At 63.4% G+C, this 24,822-nt stretch carries 14 protein-coding genes; 3 read left to right on the top strand and 11 right to left on the bottom strand.

Annotated elements, in window-relative coordinates; genetic code table 11:
* Positions 1–50: 50 nt before the first annotated feature.
* The 9 genes from FHY19_RS13955 to FHY19_RS13915 all read right to left on the bottom strand — a co-directional run bounded on the left by FHY19_RS13955 (position 51) and on the right by FHY19_RS13915 (position 17,243).
* Positions 51–401, bottom strand: a complete 351-nt coding sequence (locus FHY19_RS13955) for a type I toxin-antitoxin system SymE family toxin (protein WP_259166739.1) — start codon at positions 399–401, stop codon at positions 51–53.
* A gap of 1,326 nt (positions 402–1,727) precedes the next feature.
* Complete coding sequence (locus FHY19_RS13950; RefSeq protein ID WP_184368600.1) at positions 1,728–2,390, bottom strand: hypothetical protein; 663 nt, start codon at positions 2,388–2,390, stop codon at positions 1,728–1,730.
* 133 nt (positions 2,391–2,523) lie between these two features.
* Entirely contained in the window at positions 2,524–3,327 is an 804-nt protein-coding gene (locus FHY19_RS13945; protein WP_259166734.1) for a Cthe_2314 family HEPN domain-containing protein, read from the bottom strand.
* Positions 3,328–3,626: 299 nt separating this feature from the next.
* Positions 3,627–4,358, bottom strand: a complete 732-nt coding sequence (locus FHY19_RS13940) for a hypothetical protein (protein WP_259166733.1) — start codon at positions 4,356–4,358, stop codon at positions 3,627–3,629.
* A gap of 545 nt (positions 4,359–4,903) precedes the next feature.
* Positions 4,904–8,767 carry a LamG domain-containing protein gene (locus FHY19_RS13935; protein ID WP_259166731.1) on the bottom strand — a complete coding sequence of 1,288 codons (3,864 nt, stop codon included), beginning with the start codon at positions 8,765–8,767 and terminating at the stop codon, positions 4,904–4,906.
* Positions 8,768–9,001: 234 nt separating this feature from the next.
* Complete coding sequence (gene pelA, locus FHY19_RS13930) at positions 9,002–10,030, bottom strand: pectate lyase (RefSeq protein ID WP_259166726.1); 1,029 nt, start codon at positions 10,028–10,030, stop codon at positions 9,002–9,004.
* Positions 10,030–11,007 carry a pectinesterase family protein gene (locus FHY19_RS13925; RefSeq protein WP_259166725.1) on the bottom strand — a complete coding sequence of 326 codons (978 nt, stop codon included), beginning with the start codon at positions 11,005–11,007 and terminating at the stop codon, positions 10,030–10,032. Before FHY19_RS13925 ends, pelA begins: the two co-directional genes overlap by 1 nt.
* A gap of 13 nt (positions 11,008–11,020) precedes the next feature.
* Entirely contained in the window at positions 11,021–14,221 is a 3,201-nt protein-coding gene (locus FHY19_RS13920; RefSeq protein WP_259166723.1) for a TonB-dependent receptor, read from the bottom strand.
* Positions 14,222–14,462: 241 nt separating this feature from the next.
* Positions 14,463–17,243, bottom strand: a complete 2,781-nt coding sequence (locus FHY19_RS13915; protein WP_259166720.1) for a TonB-dependent receptor — start codon at positions 17,241–17,243, stop codon at positions 14,463–14,465.
* 284 nt (positions 17,244–17,527) lie between these two features.
* Between FHY19_RS13915 and FHY19_RS13910 the strand changes: the two genes are divergently transcribed.
* Positions 17,528–18,550, top strand: coding sequence for a sugar kinase (locus tag FHY19_RS13910; RefSeq protein WP_259166719.1), 1,023 nt, complete (start codon positions 17,528–17,530; stop codon positions 18,548–18,550).
* 171 nt (positions 18,551–18,721) lie between these two features.
* Here FHY19_RS13910 and FHY19_RS13905 read toward each other — a convergent pair whose 3' ends face one another.
* Positions 18,722–19,009 (bottom strand): hypothetical protein, encoded by a 288-nt coding sequence (locus FHY19_RS13905; RefSeq protein ID WP_259166717.1) that lies wholly within the window; start codon positions 19,007–19,009, stop codon positions 18,722–18,724.
* Positions 19,010–19,169: 160 nt separating this feature from the next.
* Positions 19,170–20,378, bottom strand: coding sequence for an enoyl-ACP reductase FabV (gene fabV / locus FHY19_RS13900; protein WP_259166714.1), 1,209 nt, complete (start codon positions 20,376–20,378; stop codon positions 19,170–19,172).
* Positions 20,379–20,693: 315 nt separating this feature from the next.
* On the opposite strand from fabV, the gene FHY19_RS13895 reads away from it, so the two are divergent.
* Both FHY19_RS13895 and FHY19_RS13890 read left to right on the top strand, forming a co-directional pair.
* Positions 20,694–24,044 carry a winged helix-turn-helix domain-containing protein gene (locus FHY19_RS13895; RefSeq protein WP_259166713.1) on the top strand — a complete coding sequence of 1,117 codons (3,351 nt, stop codon included), beginning with the start codon at positions 20,694–20,696 and terminating at the stop codon, positions 24,042–24,044.
* On the top strand, positions 24,041–24,448 hold the full coding sequence (locus tag FHY19_RS13890) for a hypothetical protein (RefSeq protein WP_259159280.1): 408 nt from the start codon (positions 24,041–24,043) through the stop codon (positions 24,446–24,448). Before FHY19_RS13895 ends, FHY19_RS13890 begins: the two co-directional genes overlap by 4 nt.
* Positions 24,449–24,822: the final 374 nt, after the last annotated feature.

The raw sequence follows: 24,822 nt of genomic DNA, 5'->3' as shown, positions 1-24,822 counted from the left end.
GCTCGGCGCGGGGCGTGCGGGTGCGTGCTGCGCGTACGCGGTGCACCTGGTTAGTCCGTAGGTGCGACGCTGACGATCAACTCGCCATCGCGCAGGCGGATGTGGCGTTTGCTGCCGATGGTGAAGCCCAGTTGTTCCAGCCAGCGGCCGCGTAGGCGTAGCGTGGGGATGCGTTGGTCGCTGGCGGGGTAGTAGCCGTAGCCCACGGTGCAGTGGTGCGGGGCACGCGGGTGGCCGGGGCGTGGGGGGCGGGCCTCGGTGCGGGGTTGGGGGATGGGGGTGCGCTCGACGTAGGGCCGCGGCTTGATCGAGGGGTCGAGCGAGCGCCAGACGACCTCGGTGGGCGGCGGCACCGTGGCGCGCTTGCGTGCGGATGTGGGACGGGACGTGGGTCGACGCATGGCAAAGCCCTCCTTGACGAACAGGCCCCGCCGCCGGGTGGCGACGGGATGTCGGGAGGTTAGAAACCGCTAAGAGTCGGCGGGCGTATTTCCCCGAAGGGTGTTGTATTAGCCGCCCTCCCGACGCAGGAATCGCGTCGGTTGCACCCGCAAGACGCTGCAGGCACAAAAAACCCACCAGTTTGACGGAGGTGGGTACCGCTCTTAGAGGAGTTTCTACGCTCCTCGTGGTAGAGATTGCTGCGGGTTTTTGGGGATGTCAACTACTTCGTGTAGTTGAGCGCTGATAAGCATATGAGCGTGCTGCCCTGCCGATGCGGCTCGCGGAAGATATCTCTTAGTCTTAATCTGGCCGACTTATCTGCAGAAGTGAACCTGAGCCCCTTTCTCGGAAGTGAACCTGACCCCGTTTCTCCGACCCCGTTTCTCCATTTTCAGATCGCACTGAACTCTCTCTTGTAGGGCATAATATCTGAGTCAAGCCGAGCCTCGAAGCAGCTTTAGATTAAATGAATTTTTAGGGCGTAACAGATGCTGCTGCCCGATGGGTCTCTGTAGCGAATGTGCCACGCGCGTATGTAGCGAGAGCTTGCAACTGCGGGATTATCTCAGTTTCCGCCAGTGGGTCATAAAGCCTGCTGCCTGCTACCCAGCCTGTGGCACTAGAACTATCAAGCTGCACGGGGTTTCGCTCCGCATCTGAATGCGCAATTACTTTGTTTCGCAGTTCCAGGATATGGTTATGCAGGGTGCGCTGCTCTTGGCTAAGGGCTCTCAACTTGAATGAGGTATTTGCTGTGGCCTTAGGATGATCGGTGTTACCGGAGAAGGGGCGGCCGTAGCATACGATTGCTGATGTGATGAGGGCTCGCGCTGCTTTGTAATCCCCACGGTCAAGCGCAGAAGACGCACATTCGAGGCTTTCGATGCATCGTTCCATGTCTTGCATCGAAATATAGGCTCGATTGAATTGCCGATTGCCAAGTAAACTGTCCATTGCGCCCCAACGTCTATTGGACCGCCCAGCGCGGCATAACATCATCCTCGCTGACTCCCTGACCGTGGTCAATCATTACAAGCATCTGAAGCTGATCGTTCTCCAGCCGCGTTTCCGCCTCTGGCGCCAGATACTAGGTTGCCTCCCTAACGGCTGATCCCTCTTAAGCCGAGTGTTTGCAGCCTAACGCCGAGATCTAGCAATCGGCCACTGGAGCTCGTTACCTACTCCACGGAACCGCCAGCCTGTCACGAAACGGGATCCACGAAACTGGGGCAGGTTGACTTTTTTAAGTGAATCTGGCCCCGTTCTTCTTGACTAAGCCATTTTCAGCTTCCGGCCTTGATTCGGTCTAACACAACTTCGTAGCCGCTGGGGAGATTGTTCGCTGATACAGTGGGATTACGCGGATTGCGGACGAGGTGCAAGTGGGAGTAGCTGACGAGATCTGGAACAGCCTTGGACCATAACTTCCAGGAACGCATTACCACGATTTCGGCGCCCCGGGCCATGGCTCCCCTGACCAGTTCAATGCCGTACAACTGGGACGGAATAGAGGTGGTATGAGAACCAAACTTACGGGAATGGTATGGAAAAAATTGAAGGCAGGAGATGTTCTTTGCGACTGCATCGAAGCCAGCATCAGAGATCAAAGGCTTAGTGATGCGACGCCACCACAAGCTACCTGGCGTGTCGCAAACCGGTTGCAAGTGAAGAAAGGGATATGGTGCAAGCGAGTGCGCCAACGACAGTTCGCATTGGGTGGCAAAATCTGGGCGACTATGCATGGCCGCGTCAAGAGGATTCCAGCCAGGGTTGAGAGCAAGAAACACTACTGGAGCGTCGAAGCGACCAAAGTATGGCTCGGGAAAAAGCGATAGATCATACCGCTTCTCCGGCACGGCTCGGCTATTAAATGCTTCGACCAGCGGGCGGTCGTCAGGCAGGATGTAAGGCGCACTTTTTGGAAGAGCCAGCCATGGATTTCTCAACTGGGATTCTCCCGAAACCTAAATCTTTAATTGGCCCGGACTGCAGGACGCGCAAGGTTGAATTTTAAGTGAGTAAAATTTAGCCAAGTTTACTTATTAATTGCACCTGACCCCGCCATTCAAACCACACTCGTTAGATGATTTTTTCCAGCCGAACTTTTTGCCGTTTGTACTGAAGCAACAGCTCGTCAAAGAGTGTGCAGAGCGCAGACATAAGTGCTGAATTGATCTTCACAAACTCGGCCTTACGCTCGGTGGTGAATGTTCTCACTCGCTCGGCACGATGTAGCGTCAGGCGCTCATAGGTCAATTTCGCATCATCCTTCCACGTTTCTTTAGAATGCATGTATAGCAGTTCGATCTTTCGAAGCTGAGGATCCATGTGAGAGTGCCTGTGAATCAGCTGGTGTCGATCTTGCGCTTTGTTCTCGATTGTTTTTTTGACAGCTTTCAACAGCTTCGGTATTGACGTGCGGGAGACGTGGAGATTGCTGACGATCAAACCATGCGTAACCATTTCATCTGAGATGCAAAGATGGAAGACAGTATTTGTCAGTTGCAGGCAACGATCGTATACTGATTGCAACCTAATGAGATAATTCTCGATGTTGTAAAGCAGATGGGCGGGGCGTTTGATTCCAAGATCTCTTGCTTTCTTGCCGTATCCAAAATCCGTCATAAAGTGCACGGCCTGATAGAGCTGCTCGACCCAGCCTATCGCGTGCGCAAGAGTGAACCCGACGCGCATCACATAGAACTGCAGTTCATCGACGGGGCTTGAGTCGTCAAGGTCGTCCATAAGCCCTATGCCAAGCGCTCTCTGCAACTCGACATTGTCTTTCGTCACCGTAGTGAACATAGCGTGCTGATAAAGATCGCCGAGTACCATCCATTTTCCCATTAGACCTGAAGCTAGCAAGTTGTAGTGCAGCCGCATAAGGTTCACATTTTAAGTATTGTGGACCACCCACGACTTTTTTAAAAAATAAATTCGATCTCATTCACCTGAATTTCTGGTGAGGGATTTGCCGCCAGAGCGCAGTCATCCGTTGATGAGTCGAAAAAAAATCTAACGGGGAACGAGGTCACTTTGACCCATTTACGTGAATCTAATTTCGTTCTTCGCGGCCCAAGCTTATAAAGCGCCATCTCACACTTCCTGTGTTGATTGGGACAAATCTAACATCCGAGTTAAGCCGTGCCGCGAAGCGGCGTCGGCTTGGAGGAATTGTTAAATCATTCCGATGATCTGCCGAACTTTGAATAGATCTCGGCTTCGGCTGCTTCGCATTTCATCAAGTAGTCATAGGCCTTCTCCCGCACACTACTTGTTACATCAGGCTCCATTCGACGCAAGATGTTCTTCTTGATCTTAGTGATTTCTTCCAGCGCCATCTCTGGTGGCATGCCGTGCTTGAGACTATGCATGACCTGCTCGATATCCGGTTCGAAATTGCGGATTCTAGGAGTTGGAATTCCAGTGATGGCAGATTCCGCCACTCCCGTCATCCGCGAAGTTGTCCGACGAAACTCCGACCGAAGTTCATTTATCTCGGCGCGAACAATTTGCAGTACTTCACCGATGTCGTTTTCTGATGCGTCCTGAAGCGCGGCAGGACGGGACAGCGAAAGAATCTTCACGATCGAGTTAACGCTCTTTCCAGATTTAGCCGCAGTCGCGGTCGAACGGATCGCTTCGGCGATCTGCTCTTGGTCTTCCAGCACATCCCGGTAGCCTAGCTGACTGCGATACTCCGTATATCGCAGCGGCGCAATATCGAAAATCTTCGGCGTGCCGATTTCCTGCACCAAGACTGTCGGCATGTCGAATGCTTGGCGCAAACCTAGTTCGAAGAGGACATTTGGATTACGCGAGCTCAGGTCACAAACAGCCATGGGTGACTCAATTAGCTTTTGCAGAATATCGAGATGAATGAGATTCGTCTGCTTAACCTCATCTGCCCTCACGGATTGATATCCCGATTTTTGGCATGCAGGCTTGAATACGTCCTCGTAGACACGCGTGAAGTGGCCTTTTCGTACCCATCTGGATCCGCGATTGGCATGATCAAGAAGCAAACGGGTAGCTCAGTGGTTGTAGCTTTTTTCTCGGCAGTAGCCATATAGCTCTAATGAAGTAATCTAACTAGTATTGGACGGCCTCAGCGCGGCATAACGTGATACTCGCCGACTCTCTGGGAATGGTATATCGCCACGGGTGCTTGAAGTCACCGCTTTTCAGCTATCTCCCTCTGACGCAGGTGCTATGCCCCATCCCTAGCGCGGCCACACTCAGCGCCACGATGCTCCATGCCTTGCTCAACATTGTTTCTTCCCCCTGACGAAATGTGTGGCTTTGCGGCTGCATTAAGTACTGCGTGTCTCGATCCTCGCCGAGTTTTTGGATTGCGTCAATGCGCTTGCGCGATTGATTGCTGGGTTTATCGGGTTTGCCCTCATCCGCCCTTCGGGCACCTTCTCCCGCGTGCGGGAGAAGGGATTGGTGTGTTGGGTTATTGGCTGTTTTTTGCGGTTGCCGGCTTGGCTGGAGTGGGTAGAGCGAGATTATTGTTGAGGTCGGTAATCTCTGGGGCGTTGCTTTCGGTCACCACACGCAATTGCGCGGTTTTTAGATTTGCCGCGTTGGTTAGTGGCAGGCGTACCTGGGTGGTGATTGGCTGCAGATCACGCGGTGCGGCAAGCGCCGGAAACGCGCCCCGCGCCAGCTCCTTGCCACGCGCATCCTCCAGCACCACAAACCCTGCCGGTGCATCCGCATGGCCGAGGCTGTGCACGGTGACCTCGATGGCATCGGCAGTCACGCGCACGTCGCCGTGGCCGATACCCAGGTCCGGGCGCAGTTCAACCGGAGTGGTGGCTGCAATGCGTTCGAGCTGCAGGACGGTGGTGCGGCCTGCGGGGAAGTCGATGTCGATGGATGCGCTTTTTTCGAAAGCGCGCTCTTGCGTCTTGGCGTTGCTGTCGAGCTTGCCGTCATTGCCTTTGCTCACGCCTTGGGTGATGCGCCATTGGCCCGGGGCGACGTTCCAGCCGGTCATGCTGGCGCGCTGCGCCTTGCTGGAGGTGTTGTAGGCGATGACGGTGAAGCGGTCTTGCTGGGGTGCGGGGATGGCGATGGCCACTTGGGTGGCGGCCTCTGGATCGGCGAAGCGCCAGCTCACGGTGTGGCCGGGGTAGGTCTGGTTGCGCTTGAGGGCCACGCCGCCTAGGCGGGCGCGTTGCAGGTTGACGGTGGGGGATTCCACGCGGTCGCTCCACCAGTGGCCTTCGGTGTTCATGTAGAAGTTCTGCAGTTTCTCTCTTGCCTCGCTGCGGTAAATGGCGGCGAGATACTCCAGGTTGCCGGTGTGCTCCCAGGCCACATGGTGCGGGAAGTCCGGGGCGCTGCCGTCGTCCTTGTTGGCGGCATCGATGAGCTTGCCGCTCCAGTCGTTGCGCTTGCCCATGACGTCGAGGAAGTTCTCGTTGAGCAGGGAGAGGCCGTTGGGGCCGCTGTTGGCCACGCGGTAGTCGATGGGCTTGAGATAGCGCTGCTCGCCGGTGAAGCGGTAGGCGGCCCAGAAGGTGTGCAAGGTGTCGGCGCCGCCGCTGCCTTCGAACAGTTCGCCGCCGCGGGTTTTGCCGGTTTGCCAGTTGATCTCGTTGGGTAGCGCCCAGTTGCCCTTGGCGTTGGTATGGGCGTGGGCGAGATAGCCGTCTGCCAGGCCGGTGACGATGCGGCGGCTGTTGGGGTCGGCGTTATAGCCGCCCAGCAGGATGGCCGGGTGCACGATGGGGAAGGAGTACGGTTTTTGCCATTGCCAGTTGGGCTCGCGGTAGACCTTGCGGCCGCCGAACCAGTTGCTGGCGAACAGCAGGTGGCCTTGCGGGTTGACCTGGATGATGGTGTCGAAGGCTTTCACCGTTTCCATCAGGCGCTCGACGGTGCGCGGGTCGCCCCAGTTGAGGTACAGCAGGGCGCTGTTGAGGTTGATGCCCTCCTCGTAGGCATGCAGCTCGTCGGTTTCGATGGTGGACAGGCCGTTGGTGAACATGCCGTTGCGGTAGTTGGCATCGGACAACGCCAGCATGGAGGCGTTGAGCATGTCCGGGTCCACACCCATCAGGGCGACGCCGGGCCATTGCTGCACCAGGTCCGAGTCGTCGGAGATACCGCCGCCGAAATCGCCGTAGGCCACCTGGCGCTGCTCGATCCACCAGCGGATGTAGCGGCGGGTGGCGCTGAGGTCTTGCAACTGCCAGAACGCCCAGGCGGGCACGCCCTTGGGCACGGTGGGCAGATCGACAGGCAACGCGCCCTGGTTGGCGTAGCTGATGTCGTTCCAGTATTCGCGCCCAAGCGCGTGGTCCGGGTCGACGCGCAGCAGGTCGGTGATGTCGGCATCCAGCCGCTTGTAGAGCAGCTGGCGCTTGGAGGTGGTGTGCTCTTCCACCAGAAAGCCCCAGTTGTCCTTGACCTGGTTGAAGCGGTCGGCGACGTGCTCTTTGATGGCCTCATTGCGCGGCTTGAACACCAGCTGCAGCTGGGTGCCGTCGAGCGCATTGGCATCGAAGCCGGGCGCGGCGGCGGCGATGCTGAGCATCAGGCTGTCGTTGCTGAGGATTCTGTCGCGCAGGTCCAGCCACAGCGTGCGCTGCTGGCCGGGGGCGACGGCGACCGAGACATCGATCATGTCGCGTGCGGGCCAGATGGGGTCCTTGATGCGGATGTTGAGCGGGATGCTGCCGTTGTGGGTGGCCGGCAGGTTGAGCGCAGGCAGGGTGATGGCGATGCCGTCCAGACCGTCGTGCATGTTCTCCCAGCCGTAGGACCAGCTGCGCATCAGCGCCTGGTCCGGCGGCGGGTTGCCCAGGCTGGACGGCACCAGGATATGCACGATGGGCTGCTGCGCGCTTGCTGCGGCCTTGTCGCTGGGGCGCTTGCGCGCCGGCGCCTTGGTGGGCAGCGCGACCACGGTCTGGCGCTCGCCCGGCGGGTAGCGGCCGGCGATGACATCGCGCAGCGGTGCGAGGTTGTCGTAGTCGGGCTGGATGTCGCTGCGCACGGTATAGCTGAGTTGCGCGCTGCCTTTGGGCACGGCGCCCGGCTGCACGTTGTAGGCCCAGATTTCCTGGATGGGGGTTTCCTGCGCGGTGTTGGCAAAGCGCAGGGTGCCGCCGCGGCGCTCGGGGAACTGGTCCACGCTGCGCACCACGCCTTGTGCGCGTGCGAACAGTGGTTGCGCCTGCGCGCTGCTTGCACCGGCGGCAGCGGGCGCGCTGTAGCTGGCCTGGCCATAGGCGGCGCCACGCAGCTCGATGCGGTTGACCGGCTCGTCCGGCAGGGTGAGGTCCAGCGCCTTGCCGCCTTCGACGTAGGTGTTCCAGTCCGGCAGCTGGAAGTAGTCGTTACGCCCCGGCAGGCGCGAGCGGTTGTAGACGCCGGGCCAGGTGGTCTCGGCGATGCCGTCGGTGGCCTTCCACATCCATTGCTTGAGGTCGCGTGCGTCGGCGAACTCCACCTTGCGGATGCGGGTGACCGGTGCGTCCAGCAGTGGCGGTGCGTGGCCGTTGTCCCAGCCGTAGCGGTGCAGGAAGGCGGCGTGTTGCGCGTTGCCGGTGGGTGCTTCAGCGGTGGTGGGCTCCTGCAGGCGCGCGAGTGCGGCGGCGCCGCTGGCATCGAGCATGCGGTCGTAGATGCGGATCTCGTCGAAGTCGCTGCCGCGCAAAAAGTTGTAGCGGCTCTGCACCTGGTGCGGCGACATCACGCGGCCGGCCAGGCCGAACTGGTCGAGCGCGGCGTCGAAGTCGAGTGCGCCGCCGTTGGCGCAGGGCGCGCCGCAGTCCACGCGTGCGGCCTCCTTGCCATCGACATACAGGCGCACGCCGCGGGTTTCGTCCCAGGCGAAGGCGATATGCGTCCACGCGTTGGCGGCGGGGTTCTTGTCGAGCTTGAAGGAGACGCGGGTGCGCGCGAGGTTGGCGTCGGTGACGAAGGCATCGAAGCCGTGGCCGTTCCAGTCGATGCGCAGCCAGGCCATGTCCCAGCTGGTGTGGTCGGCATAGCCGACGCGGAAGATCACGAACGGTGCTTCGCCAACCGGGTAGCGCGCGCGCCAGAAGAAGCCGAGCGTGCCGCGCTGGGTGTAGAGGTTGCCGGGCGCATTCCACGACAGCACGCCGTCGTCGGCCCATTCGATGGCGTTGCCGCGCTTGCCGGTGGGTACCAGCGTGATCTTGTCGCGGAAGTTGGGCACGCCGTCGCCGCGGGCGACATCGGCCTGCAGGTCGCGGTCGGCCGAGACCCGGAACAGCAACTCCGGGGCCGTGGGGGTGGCCGCACTTGCCGGCAGCGCGATCAGACACAACAAACCCATCCAAACCTTCAGCACACGCACCTCGTCTGGTTCAAAACCACTTTTCAAAACCACTGCTTCACAACCACTGCCGCCCCGCACGGGCGACAGCCACTGCAACCTGCCACCGCAACGCAGCACGCGGCGCACGCTTGGCGGCGGGCACGCGGGCCGGCACGTACGAGCGTACATGCCGTGCCTGCGTGCTGCGCGCGCCAGCATGCGCCGCGTGCGGTGGTGCGATGGCTGCGTCCACTACAGCCCGTTTGCGGCCTTCCACTTGGGAATGTCGTCCTTCAACAGCTTGTCCGGCCAGGTGCCGTGCCAGGCATACCCGACGCGGCGCTCGTTGGGCACCTGCATGTAGTCGGTCAGGGCCTTGCCGTCGCGGTTGGCATACAAGGGGCGTTGATTCTGCAGGTCGTAGAAACGTGCCCACAGCGAGGCGCCCGGCTGCGCGACGAGGATCACGTCCTTGCCAGTTTCCTGGGTGGGGTCGTCGATCTTCTTGGTAGCCAGGTCGCGCATGCGGTGGGTGTCGAACCAGACAGCGGCGGCCTGCACTGCGGTCTTGATCTTGGCCGAGGGGTTGGGCTGGCGCATCAAAAAGCGCACGATGCTGACCGACTCGCTGGAGGCCAGCGACGCCAGCTCGTACGCGCGCGCCTTGGCCGGCTTGAGCGTGACCTCGTCGTATTGCGCGCCCCAGATGGTGAGGGTGCCGCCGATCTTGACCTGGGTGGCGAGCACGCATTCCAGCCCCTTGGCCACCGCCTGGGTGGACTTGGCGCCGTGGCTGCCACGCAGCTGCGCGCCGGCATCGCCCTTGCCCTCGCCGATGTCCTGCAGCAGGTTGAGCACGCGCACCATGGCGTCGTCGTTGTAGGTGATCTGGTGGTGGTAGGACGACAGGTCCGGGTAGAACTGCGGCCAACCGCCGTTGGCGTACTGCGCCTTGAGCAGGTAGTCCACGCCGCGGCGGGCGGCGGCGATGTACTTGGCGTTCTTCTCGTTCTTGAAGGCGGTGGACAGGTACGTGATTTCGTACGTGGTGGCCTTGTTGTCGATGGTGGCGTCGTCCTTGCGCCCGGGTTGCTGCAGCTCGGCGATTTCCGCAGCGGTGAAGGTGCGGGTGTAGTCGACGGCCACGCCCTTGTACTGCTTGGACCAGCCGCCGGAGGCGGTCTGCAGCAGCAGCATGTTGTCGGCGATCTTGTCGGCCATGGCCGAGAGCGGGGCCAGCAGCAAGGCGCCGGTGAATGCCAAGGTAGAGAACTTGATCATCAGAACGGCCTCCAGGTGCCGAGGATGGTGTTGCGATCCAATGCAGCGGCTTGCGCGGCGCTGAGCTGACGCGACCACTTCACGCGGCGCGACGGGTTGGCGCCGGCGCCAGTGCTCTGGTACTCGCTGTAGCGGGCGGTGGCCTCGTTGGCGGTGTTGCCCCAGTTGTTCCAGCCTTCCGGCGGCACGTGCGCGCCGAGCTGGCTGCTGATGAAGCTCACGCTGGCGTACGGGCGCCATGGCCGGCCCAGGAACACGCGCGACACGCCGCTGGCAGCGGTGACGCGCGCATTGCGGAATACGAAACCGCGCGCACTTTCCTGCGGGGTGGAGGCAGCAGTGAGATAGCCATCGCCCAGCGAGTGCAGCTGTACGTTTTCGAACAGCGCGGTGCCGGCGCCGAACACGAAGTCGACGGTGCCTTCGACGTAGCAGTCGAGGAAATACGAGAGCTTGGCGCCGCGCAGGTACAGCGTGTCCTGGTAACCGAGAAAGCGCACGTTGCGGAACGCGGCGCGGTCGCCATCCACGCGCACCGCCACCGCCTGCCCCACCGGGCCGGCGTGATTGCCGAAGGCGAGTTTTTCCGCGGTGAAGTCGTTGCCAGCGATGATGACGCTGGACGAGCCGGAGGTACCGTATTCGGTACCGGTGGCCGGATTGATGCGCGAGGCGTAGTTGTCGTAGGTGATGATGGTCTGGGTGGGGCCGGCGCCGGTGAGCCTGAGTGCCGGGGCGTTGGCCGGCACCACGATCAGCTCCTGGTACGTGCCGGCGCCGATGTTGATCTGCGCGCGCTTGCCGCCCTGCACGGCCGCATCGATGGCGGCCTGCACGGTGCGGTAGCCGGCGCTGCCCTGCTTGGCCACGGTGTAGACCGGGTCGGCGGCGATGGCGGCGTTGCTGCACAGGCCTGCCACGGCCACCAACGCGGTGGCGGCCAACTGACGTAAGACGGTTCTGCGATGCGGTTGCATGTCGCTCTCCTGGTCAGAACTTGTAGCGCGCGCCGATGTAGTACTGGCGCCCGGTGACGGTGTACTTGTCGGGCAGTTCCAGCGTGGAATCGACGTAGCGGCGGTCGGGGGTGTCGAGCAGGTTGATGGCCTCGAAGGTCAGCGACAGCTGGTCGTTGAGCTTGTAGGACATGTTGAAATCCACGTTTTCCACGCTGTATTTGCCGGTCACGTCGGCCGTGACCAGGCGCTTGCCATCCAGGTCGTAGACGTCTTCCTGGGCGAGGATGTTGTTGATGTAGCCATCGCGATAACTGGTGGACACGCGCGCACTGAAGCGGCCGTCGTCGTAATAGACGGTGGCGTTGTAGGACTGCGGCGAGAGGTTGAGCAGGTCGCGCTCGGTGGCGGTGGTGGTGATGCTGGTATTGCTGCTGCCTGCGGTACTGAACAGGTAATTGATCTTGGAATCGACCTGGGTGTAGTTGAGCTGCACGCCGAAGTTGCGCCAGAAGCCGGGCAAAAAGTCGAACGCCTGCTGGTAGGTCAGCTCGAAGCCCTTGAGCGGGCCGCCAGGCGTGTTGAAGTAGCTCTGCACGTTGAAGATGGTGTCCGGCGTGAAGCCTGCGGGGAGCAGGTCCAGCGAGTAGCCCATCGCTTCCCAGGTGCTGAGCACGCGGGTGCGCTGCACGTAGCTGTCGATGTCCTTGTAGAACACCGCCGCCGACAGCAGCGAGCCTTCGCGGAAATACCACTCGGCGCTGAGGTCGTAGTTGGTGGAGCGGAACGGGTCGAGCTTGGGGTTGCCCAGGTTGATCGAGAAAAAGCGCCCGTCGTCGAAATACTGGGTGGGGCCGCCGCTGACGCTGGGCGACAGATACGCCAGCGTGGGGCGCGCCATGGTCTTGGCCGCGCCGAAGCGCAACACCACCTCGTCGCTGACATCCCAGGACAGGTTCAACGAGGGCAGGATGTCGCGGTAGTTGTGGTTGACGGTGGTGGGCACCAGCAGGCGCTCACCGGCCGCGGCAGTGGCGCTGGCCACGCCGAAGAACGACTGGCAGTTGGGCGAAATCGCACCGGCCGCAGTGGCCGTGCACGGCGCATAGCCGCTGGCGGCGATCTGCGTCTGCACATAGCGCACGCCCAGGTTGCCGCGCAGCGCGCGGCCCCACAGGTCGGTATTGAAATCGAGCTGCAGGTAGGTGCCCAGGCTCTTTTCGTTGACGGCGAAATTGTTGTTGGACGAGCCGAAGTGGCCGACATCGGCCAGCCGGTAGTCGCCACCGGGCACGCCGGTGTCGCAGTCGCAATTGATGTTGAGCAGGTCGGCGACTTTCTGGAAATCCGGAATCACCCAGGTGGTGGGGAAGTTGCCGTTCAAGCTGCGGCCGAAGCCGTCCAGGTTGGTACTCAGGTCGCCCACGCCCACACCGGCCGGCAGTGCCTGCGCCAGTCGCCCGTAGGAGATGTTGCGCGACTCCGACGTGTCCATGTCGTAGTTCTTGTAGGCCAGCCCGGTGCGAAAGGTGAAGGTGGGGCTGATGTTGAATTCCAGATCCACCTTGGCGGTGTCGAAGGTGTTGCCCACCGACTGCGGGTTGAGCCGCACCTCGCTGATGTTGGTGCCGCGCGCGGTGCCGTTGCTGTTGACCGGCACTGCGCCATAGCCCAGCCATTGCCAGTTATTCGGGTTACCCGCATCGAAGGGGAAACTCATGCTCGGGTAATCGCCACCACCGCGGCGGTCGAGCACGAAGCCATCGAGATTGGTGTTGTCGAAACTCACCATCGAGAACTCGGGACGTTCGTAGTCCGAGGTCGAGTGGCCGACCAATGCATTCACGCGCACCTGGTCGTTGAAGCGGTGCTGCAGGTCCAGGCTGAACTGCTTGAACTCGGTGGATTCTTCGATGTTGCTGGACTCGGTGCGGAAGTCGACGTTGTCGAACACGCCATAAGTGAGGCGGTTCTGGTCGTCCACCTGCGCTTCGCGCACGGCGATCTGGGTCTTGCCGCCGAAGTTGGCGGTGCGGTGCAGGTTGGCGCCGACCGAGTCTTCGCGCTGGTCCTTGTCCAGCTTGGAATACAGCATGTCGAAGTTCAGCAAGGTGTCGTCGCTGACCTTGAATTGCAGCGCGCCGGTGACGCCGAGGCGCTTGATCTCGTGGTCGGTGCGGATGTAGCGCGGGTAGCGCGGAATCCAGGCGTTGGTAGCGGTCTCGTAGGCCTGGATGTTCTCCGGCGTGTTGGCCGGGCGCGGGATGCCGGTGCCGCAGTTGGCGGCGCTGATGCCGTAACTGCCCCAGCCGTTGTTGCGGTCCTGGTTGGCCTGCGAGCCGACCCCGGCAGGGGTTTCGTTGGCCAGCGGGTTGCGCGGGGTCTGCGGGTTGTAGCCCACCGGCGAACAGAAACCGTAGGTGCCGTTGTTGGTAGCGGTGCTCTGGTTGGAGTTGCGGTAGTTGCCGTGCTCCCAGCGCACCGGGTTGTAGCCTTCCTCGCGCAGATGCCGCTCGCTGTAGGACACCGACATCAGCGCGCCGACGCGGCCATCGGCCCAGATGTTGCTGATCAGGCCGGAAAAGCGCGGGTCCTTTTCGCGCGAGAGATCGTTGTAGCCGTATTGCGTGGACGCGGCCGCTTCGAAGCCGTCGAAGTCGAACGGGCGCGAGCCGCGCAGGTCGACCGTGGCGCCCAATGAGCCTTCATCCATCTGCGCCGACTGGGTCTTGCTGATGGTGACGCGGCTGAAGAGTTCAGAGGCAAAGGTATTGAAGTCGAAACCGCGGCTGCGGTTGACGCCATCGCTGCCGCTGCCGGCGGTGGCCAGTGCTTCCAGCCCGTTGATGCGCACGCGGGTGAAGTCCGAGCCCAGGCCGCGCACGGAGATCTGCTTACCCTCGCCGCCTTCGCGGTCGATGGAGACGCCGGCGATGCGCTGCATCGATTCGGCAAGATTCAGATCGGGAAACTTGCCGATGTCTTCGGCGTAGATGGCATCCACCTGCTCCACGCTGTAGCGCTTGGCATCCAGCGATTGCTGCAGGCTTTCGCGGTAGGTGGCCTTGACCTGCACGCGGTCCAGGTCCACCGCATCGGTGGGCGTGACGGGCGGGCCGACGGTTTGCGCGACGGCCGTGGCCGCGTGCAGCGCCAGGACGATGGCCACCGACAGACGCGCGGTGGGCAAGCGAGCGGCCGCCCGTGAGGCGGAACGACGCGAACGGACTTGCATGATGCACTCACTCCAATGGCGCGGCTGCAAAGACGCGTGCAGCCTCCCCACGGGCCACGGGCGTCGACTCGTCACATCACCGGCCACCATGCGGCGCGACCTTGTTTGGCGCGATGCGGTGTCTGCGGCTTGAATCACGCCCACCGCGTTGCATGCGCGCACGGAACTCCGGCGCAGGCGGCAATGCGATCAGGCGTTGGAATAGGGCCCGCTGCGCAGGTGCGCAGCGGGCGGGCAACACTTAGAACTTGTAGCGGGCACCCAGCAGGAACTGGCGGCCGGTTTCGCCGTATTGCAGCGGCAACTGGCCGGTACGCGGCGAGGACACCCACTCGTCGGAGGCTTCGTTGGTCAGGTTGATGCCTTCCAGGCTCAGCTCCAGCTGCTTGCTGATCTTGTAGCGCAGCGAGGCGTCGATCATGGTGGTGCCGGTCATGCCGTGCACGCCATCGACGTTGAAGCCGGCTTCCGAACCCGGCGCCTGGGTCAGGTAGTCGTCGCGGTTGGTGGCCGACACGCGCCCTGCGAAAGATTCGCCCTCGTAGAACAGCGTGGCATTCCACGACGAACGCGACAGCCCGAGCAGGTCGTTCTTCATCACCGGTGCGCCGCTGCTGGCCAGGTACTGGATCTGCGAGTCGACCCAGGTGTAGTTGAGCTGCACGCCCAGGTTGGCCCACTTGCCCGGCAGGAAGGTGAAGGGCTGGGTGTAGTTGGCTTCCACGCCCTTCAATTCGCCGCCCGGGGTATTGAGCGGGATGCTGAAGGCGAAGTCGTCATTGACGGTGGCACCGGTACCTGCCAGCAGTTCGGCCGGCAGGCCGCTGCTGGAGTACGGGCGCACTTCGCGCGCGGTCTGGATGAAGCTTTCGATGTCCTTGTAGAACACGCCGACGCCGAGCATGGCGCCTTCGTTGAAGTACCACTCCAGGCCGAGGTCGACGTTGGTGGCTTCGATCGGGTCCAGATCCGGGTTGCCGCCGGCCACGGTGCGCGACCCGCCGGCCACGGCCACGGTGACGCCGGGGGTGAGGCTGCCCAGGCCGGGACGGCTCATGACCTTGGCCGCACCCAGGCGCAGCAGCAGGTCGGGCATCAGCTCGGCGACCAGGTTGAACGAGGGCAGCGTGTTGTCGTACTTGCGGCTGACGGTGGTCAGCGCCGGTGCGTTGTTGATCAACGCATACCCGGTGGACTCCTGCTCGGTTTCCACATAGCGCACGCCGAAGTTACCCGACAGCGGGATGGAACCCAGGTCGGTGGAGAACTCGCCCATCAACCACACGCCGCGGTCCTTTTCTTCGACGCTGCGGCTGTTGTTGACGCGCGGGGCCACGGCGAAGGTGCCGCTGTTGCTGTAGATGCCGAACTGGTCGGCCACCGCATCCAGGTTGGGCACCACCCACGCGCTGGGGCTGCCGTTGATGCCCTTGAGCCCGGCCTGCTGGGTCAGGTCCGCCGGCACGATCGGCGTGCCGTTGGCGAAGTTGGGAACCGCCAGCTCGTTGGCGCGGCGCAGTTCGACGGTGCTGAAGGTGTAGTTCTTGGCCAGCACGCCGCCCTTGAGGCGGAAACCGGGGCTGACGTTCCAGTTGAAGTCGATCTGGCCGGTGTCGAAGTCGTTGTCCACCGACTGCGGACGCAGGCGGATTTCGGCCAGTTCCCAACCGTTGGGATCGGTCGGGTTGATGCCGTAGTTCAGCACCGGCGCGCGGTTGTTGCCGCGGTAGTCGTAGCTGTACCCGTCGACGTCGTACTTGTCCATGATGATGGTGGTCTGGATCGGGTTCTCGTGCGCAGAGCGCGAGGTGCCGACCCGGGCATTGACGCTGAAGGCATCGTTGAAGCGATGCTCCATGTCGAAGCTGATCTGCTTGAACTCGGTGTTCCACTCGTCGTGGCGGTTTTCGGTACGGATATCGACATTGTCGAACTCGCCATAGACCAGCGCGTTGTTGCGGATCTCGCCGTTGCGCACGATGGTGGCGGGCTTGCCGTCACGCACCGCACGGCGCGGGGTGAGCCCGTCGCGGTTGCGGCTGAAGGAGATCGCTTCGATGTAGTGCTCGTCGCGCTTGGCATCGATCTTGGAATACAGCATGTCCAGCGACAGCGTGGTGCGGTCGGACGGCTTCCACTGCAGCGAGCCGGTCACGCCCAGGCGCTGCTGGTCGTGGATCTGCTGGGTGTAGCGCGGGAAACGCGGGTGATAGACATCGGCCGAGCGCGCGGCGGCGAACGGCGAGGCGGCACTGAAGCCGCCGTTGCTGGGGCCATTGGCCCAGCGGCCGGTGTTGGAACCTTCTTCCAGCACTTCGCGCTCGGTGTAGGCCACCGACAGCAACGCGCCGAAGGTGTTGTCGGCCCAGGTGTTGGCGATCAGGCCGGCCACGCGCGGGTTGGCCTTCTCGGCCATCGCGTTGTAGGCGGCCTGGCCGCTGGCGGCGAAGGTGAAGCCGTTGTAGTCGAACGGACGTGCGGTGCGCAGGTCGACGGTGGCGCCGAGCGAGCCTTCTTCCACATCGGCCGAGGCGGTCTTGCGCGCGATCAGCTGCGAGAACAGGTCCGAGGCGAACACGTTGAAGTCGAAGCCGCGGCCGCGGTTGGTGCCGCCGCTCTGGTCGCCGGCGCCGACGGTGGTGAGCGCTTCCATGCCGTTGATGCGTACACGGGTGAACTCCGGGCCCAGGCCACGCACCGAGATGGCGCGGCCTTCGCCGGCCTCACGGGTGATCACCACGCCGGGGATGCGCTGCAGCGATTCGGCGAGGTTGAGGTCGGGGAACTTGCCGATGTCCTCGGCGACAATGGCATCGACCACGCCGGCTTCGCCGCGCTTGATGTCCAGGGCCTTTTCCACCGAGGCGCGGTAACCGGTCACCGTGACGGTGTCCAGGTCCACGGCAGGCTCGGCAGGTGATTGGGCGGCCTCTTGTGCGGCGACATGGCCGCTCAGCGCCAGGCCGATCGACAATGCCAGCAAGGTAACCGGTGTCTTCCGGTTGGTGGTCCGAAATTGCATGTCCTCCCCTCCCAAGGGTCCATGAACAACATGAATGTCTGGTTGTGAGCGGTAATGACACCGCTGGTCAAAACGACGTTACCAGCTGAATCGTCGTTCAACATCTTGCAGCGCAGCAGAAAACGTCACCAAATCTGCCCCAAAGGGGTGCAAGCGGTCACTCCAGGTCGCATCATGCCCCTGGCCCGCCAGGTTTTGCGGCGGCTAGAATGACACCGATGGTCATCCTGTCGCGCAGCGGGTTCCCCACACCGTGACGCACCACACAGCCGAGGTATTGCCGCATGAGTCACGCCCGCATCCTGTGTTTTGGAGAGTTGTTGTTGCGCCTGGGGGCGCCTGGTCACGAACTGCTGCTGCAGCAGCCGCGGCTGGACGTGCACTGCGGTGGAGCCGAAGCCAATGTCGGCGTATCGCTGGCGCATTTCGGCCACGACGTGGCCATGGTCAGCACCGTCGCCGACAACCCGCTGGGCGCGGCAGTGCTGGGCGAGCTGCGCCGGCACGCCGTGGACACGCGGCATGTGCGGCGGGTGGATGGCCGCATGGGCCTGTACTTCCTGACCACCGGCGCGATCCACCGCCCCAGCGAAGTGGTTTACGACCGCGCCGATTCGGCGTTTGCGCTGGCGCCTGCCGATGCCTACGACTGGCCGGCCCTGCTCGAGGGCGCGCAATGGCTGCACCTGTCCGGGGTGAGCCCGGCGCTGGGCGCCGATGTCGCGCAGGCCACGCTGGCGGCGGCGCGCGCCGCGCGTGCGGCCGGGGTCAAGGTGTCGTTCGACGGCAACTACCGGCCCAAGCTCTGGCAACGCTGGCAGGGCGATGCGCGCGGCATCCTGCATCAGCTGTTCGACTGCGCCGATGTGGTGTTTGCCGACTACCGCGACATCGGGGTGGTACTCGGTGGCGAGTTCCCGCAGGACACGCTGGAGGCGCGCGTGGAAGCGGCCGCGCAGCAGGCGTTTGCGGCATTCCCGCAGCTGCAGTTGATGGCCTGCACGCAGCGCGTGGCGCATAACGTGGACCACCACAGCCTGGGCGCGATGCTGGTGCCGCGCAGTGGCGAGGTGGCGCGCGCGCCCGGCGAGGAACTCACGCCCATCATCGACCGCATCGGCGGTGGCGACGCGTTTGCCGCCGGCGTGCTGCACGGCCTGATCGAAGGCTGGTCGCTGGACGACACGGTGCGCTTCGGCCTGGCTGCCGGTTGCTTGAAGCATTCGATTCCGGGCGATTTCAATCCGCTGTCGGTGGCCGATGTGCAGGCCTGCGTGGGCGATGCGCGGTTCGATGTGCGGCGCTGACGCGCCGGGAATCGGGAATCGGGAATCGTAAGAGCTTAGGAGCGCTGGCTTTCGGCGCTCTGTCCAGGCTTGTTGCTAACGGAGCGCGGTGCGCTCAGAACTGACGCGTTGTTGCGGCCGCAGGGCGGCGTGCAGGTGCTTGCCAGGTGTTGTTCGCTGCGCTCACGCGTTTCAGGCGGGCGCACGGGTGCGGCGTTTGTTGGTAATCCATTTGAATCCTGCGCTCAGCAGCACCACACACAGCGACGCCGGGACGCTGAAGAACAGCGTGATCAGCAAGGCGTGGTTCCAGGGCGGTGCAGAGCCGTCCTGCATCACCACGGCGCAGACGACCGCCGTGGTGATCAACAGATTGGCGATCGCCTTCAATGACCAGTGCAACCTGACGAAGCGCAGCACTACGGCGCAGGCCACGCTGACCAGAACGGCCAGCACCAGAAAGGCGATCAGTTTGTCCATTGGGGGCGGGGATTTGGGATTTGGGATTTGGGATTCGTAACAGCAAGGGCAACCGGCATCGCTTGCCGATTGTCCTTGCCGCAACGCATTTGGATTCGCCGAAGATCAGCGATGCAGTCACCCACCGCTCTTGCAAATCCCGATTCCCGAATCCCTGCTCTCAGCTCAGCTCGACGCAGTCGAAGCTCACGTCTGGATCCACATCGGCATCGTAATCCACGTCGTCGCGCTCGAAGCCGAACAGCTTGAGGAACTCGTGCTTGTAGCCGGCGTAGTCGGTGAGCTGGAACAGGTTTTCGGTGGTGACCTGCGGCCATAGCGCCTTGCAGGCGTCCTGCACGTCGTCGCGCAGTTCCCAGTCGTCCAGGCGCAGGCGATTTTCGTCGTCCAGCTCGGCGGGCTGGCCGTCCTGGCGATACAAGCGCTCGCGGAACAGGCGGTCCAGCTGGTCGATGGTGCCTTCGTGCAGGCCCTTTTCCTTCATGATCTTGTAGACCATGGAGATGTACAGCGGCATCACCGGTATCGCGGCGCTGGCCTGGGTGACCACCGACTTGAGCACCGCCACGTTGGCAGTGCCGCCGTGCTTGCCCAGGCGCGCATTCAAGCGCTGCGCGGTGTGGTCCAGATCGACCTTGGCCTTGCCGAGCGCGCCATGCCAGTAGATCGGCCAGGTGATTTCGGTGCCGATGTAGCTGAAGGCCACGCTGCGCGCGCCGTCGGCGAGCACACCGGCGCCTTCCAGCGCGTCGATCCACAGCTCCCAGTCCTGCCCGCCCATCACGGTGACGGTGTCGTCGATCTCCTGCTCGCTGGCCGGCTCGATCGAGGCCTGGATGATGGTGTCCTTGTTGGTGTCGATGGCAGTAGCGGTATAAGTCTGGCCGATCGGCTTGAGCGCCGAGCGCTTCACTTCGCCGCTGCCCGGCAGCTTGCGCACCGGCGAGGCCAGCGAGTACACGACCAGATCGACCTGGCCGCCCATCTCGGTCTTGATCAGTTCGATCACCTTTTCGCGCGCGGCATCGGAAAACGCATCGCCATTGATCGACTTGCTGTACAAACCGGCGGCCTTGGCGTGCTTGTCGAACGCGGCCGAGTTGTACCAGCCGGCGGTACCGGCCTTGCTGGCGGTGCCGGGTTTTTCGAAGAACACGCCCAGCGTGTCGGCGCCGAAGCCGAACGCGGCGGTGATGCGCGAGGCCAGGCCGTAGCCGCTGGACGCGCCGATCACCAGCACCTTCTTCGGGCCGTCGTTGCGCACGCCGCGTGCGCGCGTTGCGGCGATCTGCTCGAGCACATTGCGCTCGCAGCCAAGCGGATGCGTGGTGGTGCAGATGAAACCGCGCACTTTGGGATGGATGATCAACGTGAACTCCTGGTCAGCAAGATGCTGGCGGCATCTTAATCGGTGCACCGCATGCGAAACAGCCTGATGCGCAACACACGCTGCTGTATGGAGGGCTGCGCGCCCGGCACGACAACCGGCCAGCACGTGCATCGCCGCACTTGCCGCCATTGCGCCACGCCCCGACACGCCAGCCTGCGCACAGGCGCCGCCGCGGCGAAAGCGCGAGATCGGGCGATTGCGACCGCAACGGCTGTGCTATTTTCCGGGCCTGCCGTGCCGTGTCTGTTGACGATTGTCCAGGCCCCTTCCAGTTGTACGACCGGTATTCGACCGATGTCCCTTCGTAGCGAGCGCGTCACGCAGCTGAGCTCCGTTCCGCGGTTCCGCCTGGGTCCGTTGCTGGTCGAACCGGAGCGGCTGACGCTGATCGACGACGGCCAGACCATCGCGCTGGAACCGCGCATGATGGAAGTGCTGATCGCACTGGCCGAGCGCGCCGGCGAAGTGATCAGCGCCGAGCAATTGCTGATCGAGGTGTGGCACGGCAGCTTTTACGGCGACAACCCGGTGCACAAGACCATCGCCCAGCTGCGCCGCAAGCTGGGCGACGACAGCCGCCAGCCGCGCTACATCGAAACCATCCGCAAACGCGGCTATCGGCTGCTGCCCAAGGTGGTGTTTCCGCAGGACTATCGCGGCGCGGTGATCGGCACCCAATCGTGGGCGCAGGGCAGCCCGTATGTGGGTCTGCAGGCCTTCGATCCGGCGCACGCAGAGGTGTTTTTCGGCCGCAGCCATGCGATTGCGCAGGTGGTGGCCGCGTTGCGCGCGCAGCTGCACAGCCAGCGCGGGCTGGTGCTGGTGAGCGGGGCCAGCGGCTGCGGCAAGACCTCGTTGCTGCGGGCCGGCGTGGTGCCGTTGCTGTCGCACACCGGCGGGCTGGATGGGCTGGAAGCGGTGGCGGTGACGTACTGCAACCTGGCGCAATGCCGCGGCGGCGACGTGCACGACACGCTCGCGCGCGCACTTGGCGAGTGGTCAGTCGCCGGGCGTGCGGTGTTCTCGCCCGCGCAACTGGCCCGGCTTGCCGAGTGGTTGCAGCACCCTGCCCCGCTGCATGCCGCCATCGGCGAGGCGATGCGGCAAGGCGCACCCGCACGCGATAGCGCACAGGCCCAGCGGCATCTGCTGCTGGTGATCGACCATGCCGAAGCCATGGTGGCCACGCCCGGCATCACCGATGCCGACCGCAGCGCGCTGGCCGCCACATTGCAGGCGCTGTGCAGCAGCGCACATGTGGCGGTGCTGCTGCTGACCCGCAGCGACTTTTATCCGCGCCTGATCGATGCGTTGCCGGACATCGTCGAGCTCAAACGCGGCGACGGGCACGTGGATCTGCTGCCACCGCGCGATGGCGAGATCGGCCAGATCATTCGCGTGCCGGCGGCCATGGCCGGGCTGCGCTTCGAAGAAGAACACGACAGCGCCAGCCGCCTGGACGATGTACTGCGCGATGCCACCGCGCGCCAGCCCGATGCGTTGCCGTTGTTGCAGCATCTATTGCATGCGCTGCACGCGCAGCGCAGCGACGATGGCCTGCTGACCTTTGCGGCCTATCGCGCACTGGGTGGGCTGGAGGGCGCGCTGGCGCATCACGCCGAAGCGACCTTTCGTGCATTGCCGGCCGCTGCGCAAGCGGCACTGGGCGAGGTGCTGACACAGCTGAGCGTGATCCACCCCGACAGCGCGGCGGTGACCGCACGCCGTGCGCCCTGGTCGGCATTGCCGGCCGACGGTGCGGCGCACGCGCTGGTCGCTGCCTTCGTGCATGCGCGGCTATTCGTCAGCGAGCTGGTGGCCGGCGAGCCGGGGTTTGCGGTGGCGCACGAAGCCTTGTTGCGGCAATGGCCCCGCGCGGCCGAGTGGATCCACGAAAATCGCCGGCTGCTGCAGGCACGCAAGCGCCTGCAGCTGGCCGCGCAGCGTTGGGCAAGCGAGGGCCGGCGTAGCGATCACCTGCTCAACAGCGGGCGCCCGTTGAGCGAAGCGCGCGAAGCCGCGCGGCGCATGCCGCAGGACCTGGATGCGGTGGACGTGGCATTCCTGCGCGCCTGCGAGCGCTCGCAGCGACGCCGCCGCGGCCTGTATGCGACAGCCGCCACCTTGCTGGTGGTGCTGGCCAGCGCATCGCTCCTGCTCGGTTGGCAGGCGCGACAGGCCCAGCAGGTGGCAGAAGAACGCCGCGACCAGGCGCAGCAACTGGTGGGCTACATGCTGGGCGATCTGGCCGAGCAGTTGCGCACCGTTGGCAACCTCAAGCTGCTCGACAGCGTGGGCAGCCGCTCACTGCGGTATCTGGAGGATTTGCCTAGCGCCGGCATGCAGCCGGACGAGCTGGTCAACCATGCGCGTGCCTTGCGCACGACCGGCGAGGTACTGATGAACCAAGGCAAGCTCGATCAGGCACAAGCGGCATTCCTGCGCGCCGCCACTATCGCCGAGCAAGCGGTGCACCATGCGCCGTCCTTGCTGGAGGCACGGGCAGAGACCGGGCAGGCCGCGTATTGGCGTGGGTATCTGGAGTATCAACGCAAGCAACCAGCGTTGGCGCGTGAGCACTGGTCGCGCTATCTGGCCATTGCCGAGGACTTGCAACGCACCGCACCGCACGACCCACGTTGGCAGTTGGAACTGTCCTACGCGCTCACCAATCTCGGTTCGCTCGCGCAAAACGTGGGCGATTCAGCCAGCGCCATCCCCTTGTTCACCCGCTCGATTGCGCTCAAACAGCGCGTGCTTGCCGCCGCGCCCGAGAACACCAATGTGCGATATGAGTTGATCAATGGCCTGTCCTGGCGCAGCTCGGCACAGGAGACGCAAGGTCTGCTGGCGCCGGCCGAAGCCGGGTACCGCGAACAGATCGCCATGCTGCGTACGCTGGTGGCGGCCACGCCCGATGCAGACACATGGCGACGTCGGCTGGCCACTTCGTTGCTGCTGGCATCCAACCTGGCGCTGGCACGCGGTCAAAACGCGCAAGCGCAGACCGATGCACAGGCGACCGTGGCAATCCTGCAACCGTTGGTGGCCCTGCAGCCGGATAACCTGCAATGGCAGCGCGACCTGGCCCATGCCTACGCGCAGATCGGCTGGGCGACCGCACTGGACGGACGGCCCGCGCAGGGGCAACGCGCACTGCAACAGGCCCGGCAACGCCTGGCACCCTTGCTGCAGCAGCGTCAGCCGTTGCCGGAATGGCAATGGCTGGACGCGGTGATCGCTCTGCGGCTGGCGTATCTGCAGCCGAATGCAGCGGCTGCCCGTGCGGCGGCATTACAGGCCAGCGTCGCCCGGCTGGAGGCCCTGCAGCGCGACCGGCCGCAAGATCCTCTAGGACCGACCACCCTTGCCCACGCACTGGTATGGCAAGGCGAACAACACGCCGCAGCCGGCAAGACAGCGGCAGCGCGCGCATGCTGGGAGCGCGCGGTGGCGGTACTCGGTGCCGACGCCGGTGCCAGCCACAACAAGGCCCTGCTCGATCCATGGGTCCGGGCGCAGATCCTCCTGGGCCGGCAGGCGGCAGTCATGCAACAACTCGGGTGGTTGTATCAGGCGGGCTACCGTCACCCGGGGTTCGTTTCCTTTTACGCCCCGCTCCTCAAGGAACAGACCTCGTCATGACGGAACAGGAAAACAAGATCGCGTGCCATCCCGGTACGAACATTGATTGCGCAATGTCGGTGGCCTATGTGGAGATCGGCGGCAATACCGGCCACGGGAAGTACCACTATCACTACCAGCCAGGGATGGTGCTGGTGCCGGGCCACCATCGCAACGTCACCATGCGTTACCGGTTCGACGAGGCGGTAGGCTTCAATTTCAGGATTCGCAAGCTGATCAGTTCCGACTCGCAGAATCAGATCAGCAACATCGAGTACGACCCCGACGGCCGCTGGGTCTCGTTTCGCAATGCCAACGATCGCTCGACACTGATCTTCTTCATGGTGGTCGTCGAGGACCTGCAGCGTGGGGAAACCTTCAGCTGCGACCCAGAGGTGGGCAACGATCCGCAGATCACTCCCTAGAGCTCAGGTCGTCCCCGCCGGCGGTCACCACCGTCACACGGATACCGACAGCCGCCGCATCGCGAGGGCCGCCAGTGGCGGTCCTCGCACAGCCGAGCCCCTCGCAAGGACAGGTTGCTCGACCAGACGTCGGCCAACTCCTCGTGCGCGACATTCGCTCCCGCGCTGCCGGCGGCATGCAGCCTGCCCCGACAGGCTCGCGGGTGCTGCAGCGACGGCGCATAACGCGGTTGGCTCAACTCGCAATTCACGCCGGAAGTGCTGCCTGGATCCATGGACCTGGCAACTCGGCCTGCGTCGGGGACGACCACGCGACTGCAACGGACACCATCAACAGCAAGCCAAGATGTTGGAAGAAGCGCATGACGAGCTCC

It is taken from the genome of Xanthomonas sp. 4461 (assembly GCF_024806475.1).
GTDB lineage: Bacteria > Pseudomonadota > Gammaproteobacteria > Xanthomonadales > Xanthomonadaceae > Xanthomonas > Xanthomonas arboricola_F.
Note: the sequence above shows the minus strand (reverse complement) of the source record. Positions and strands in the feature narration are given on the sequence as shown.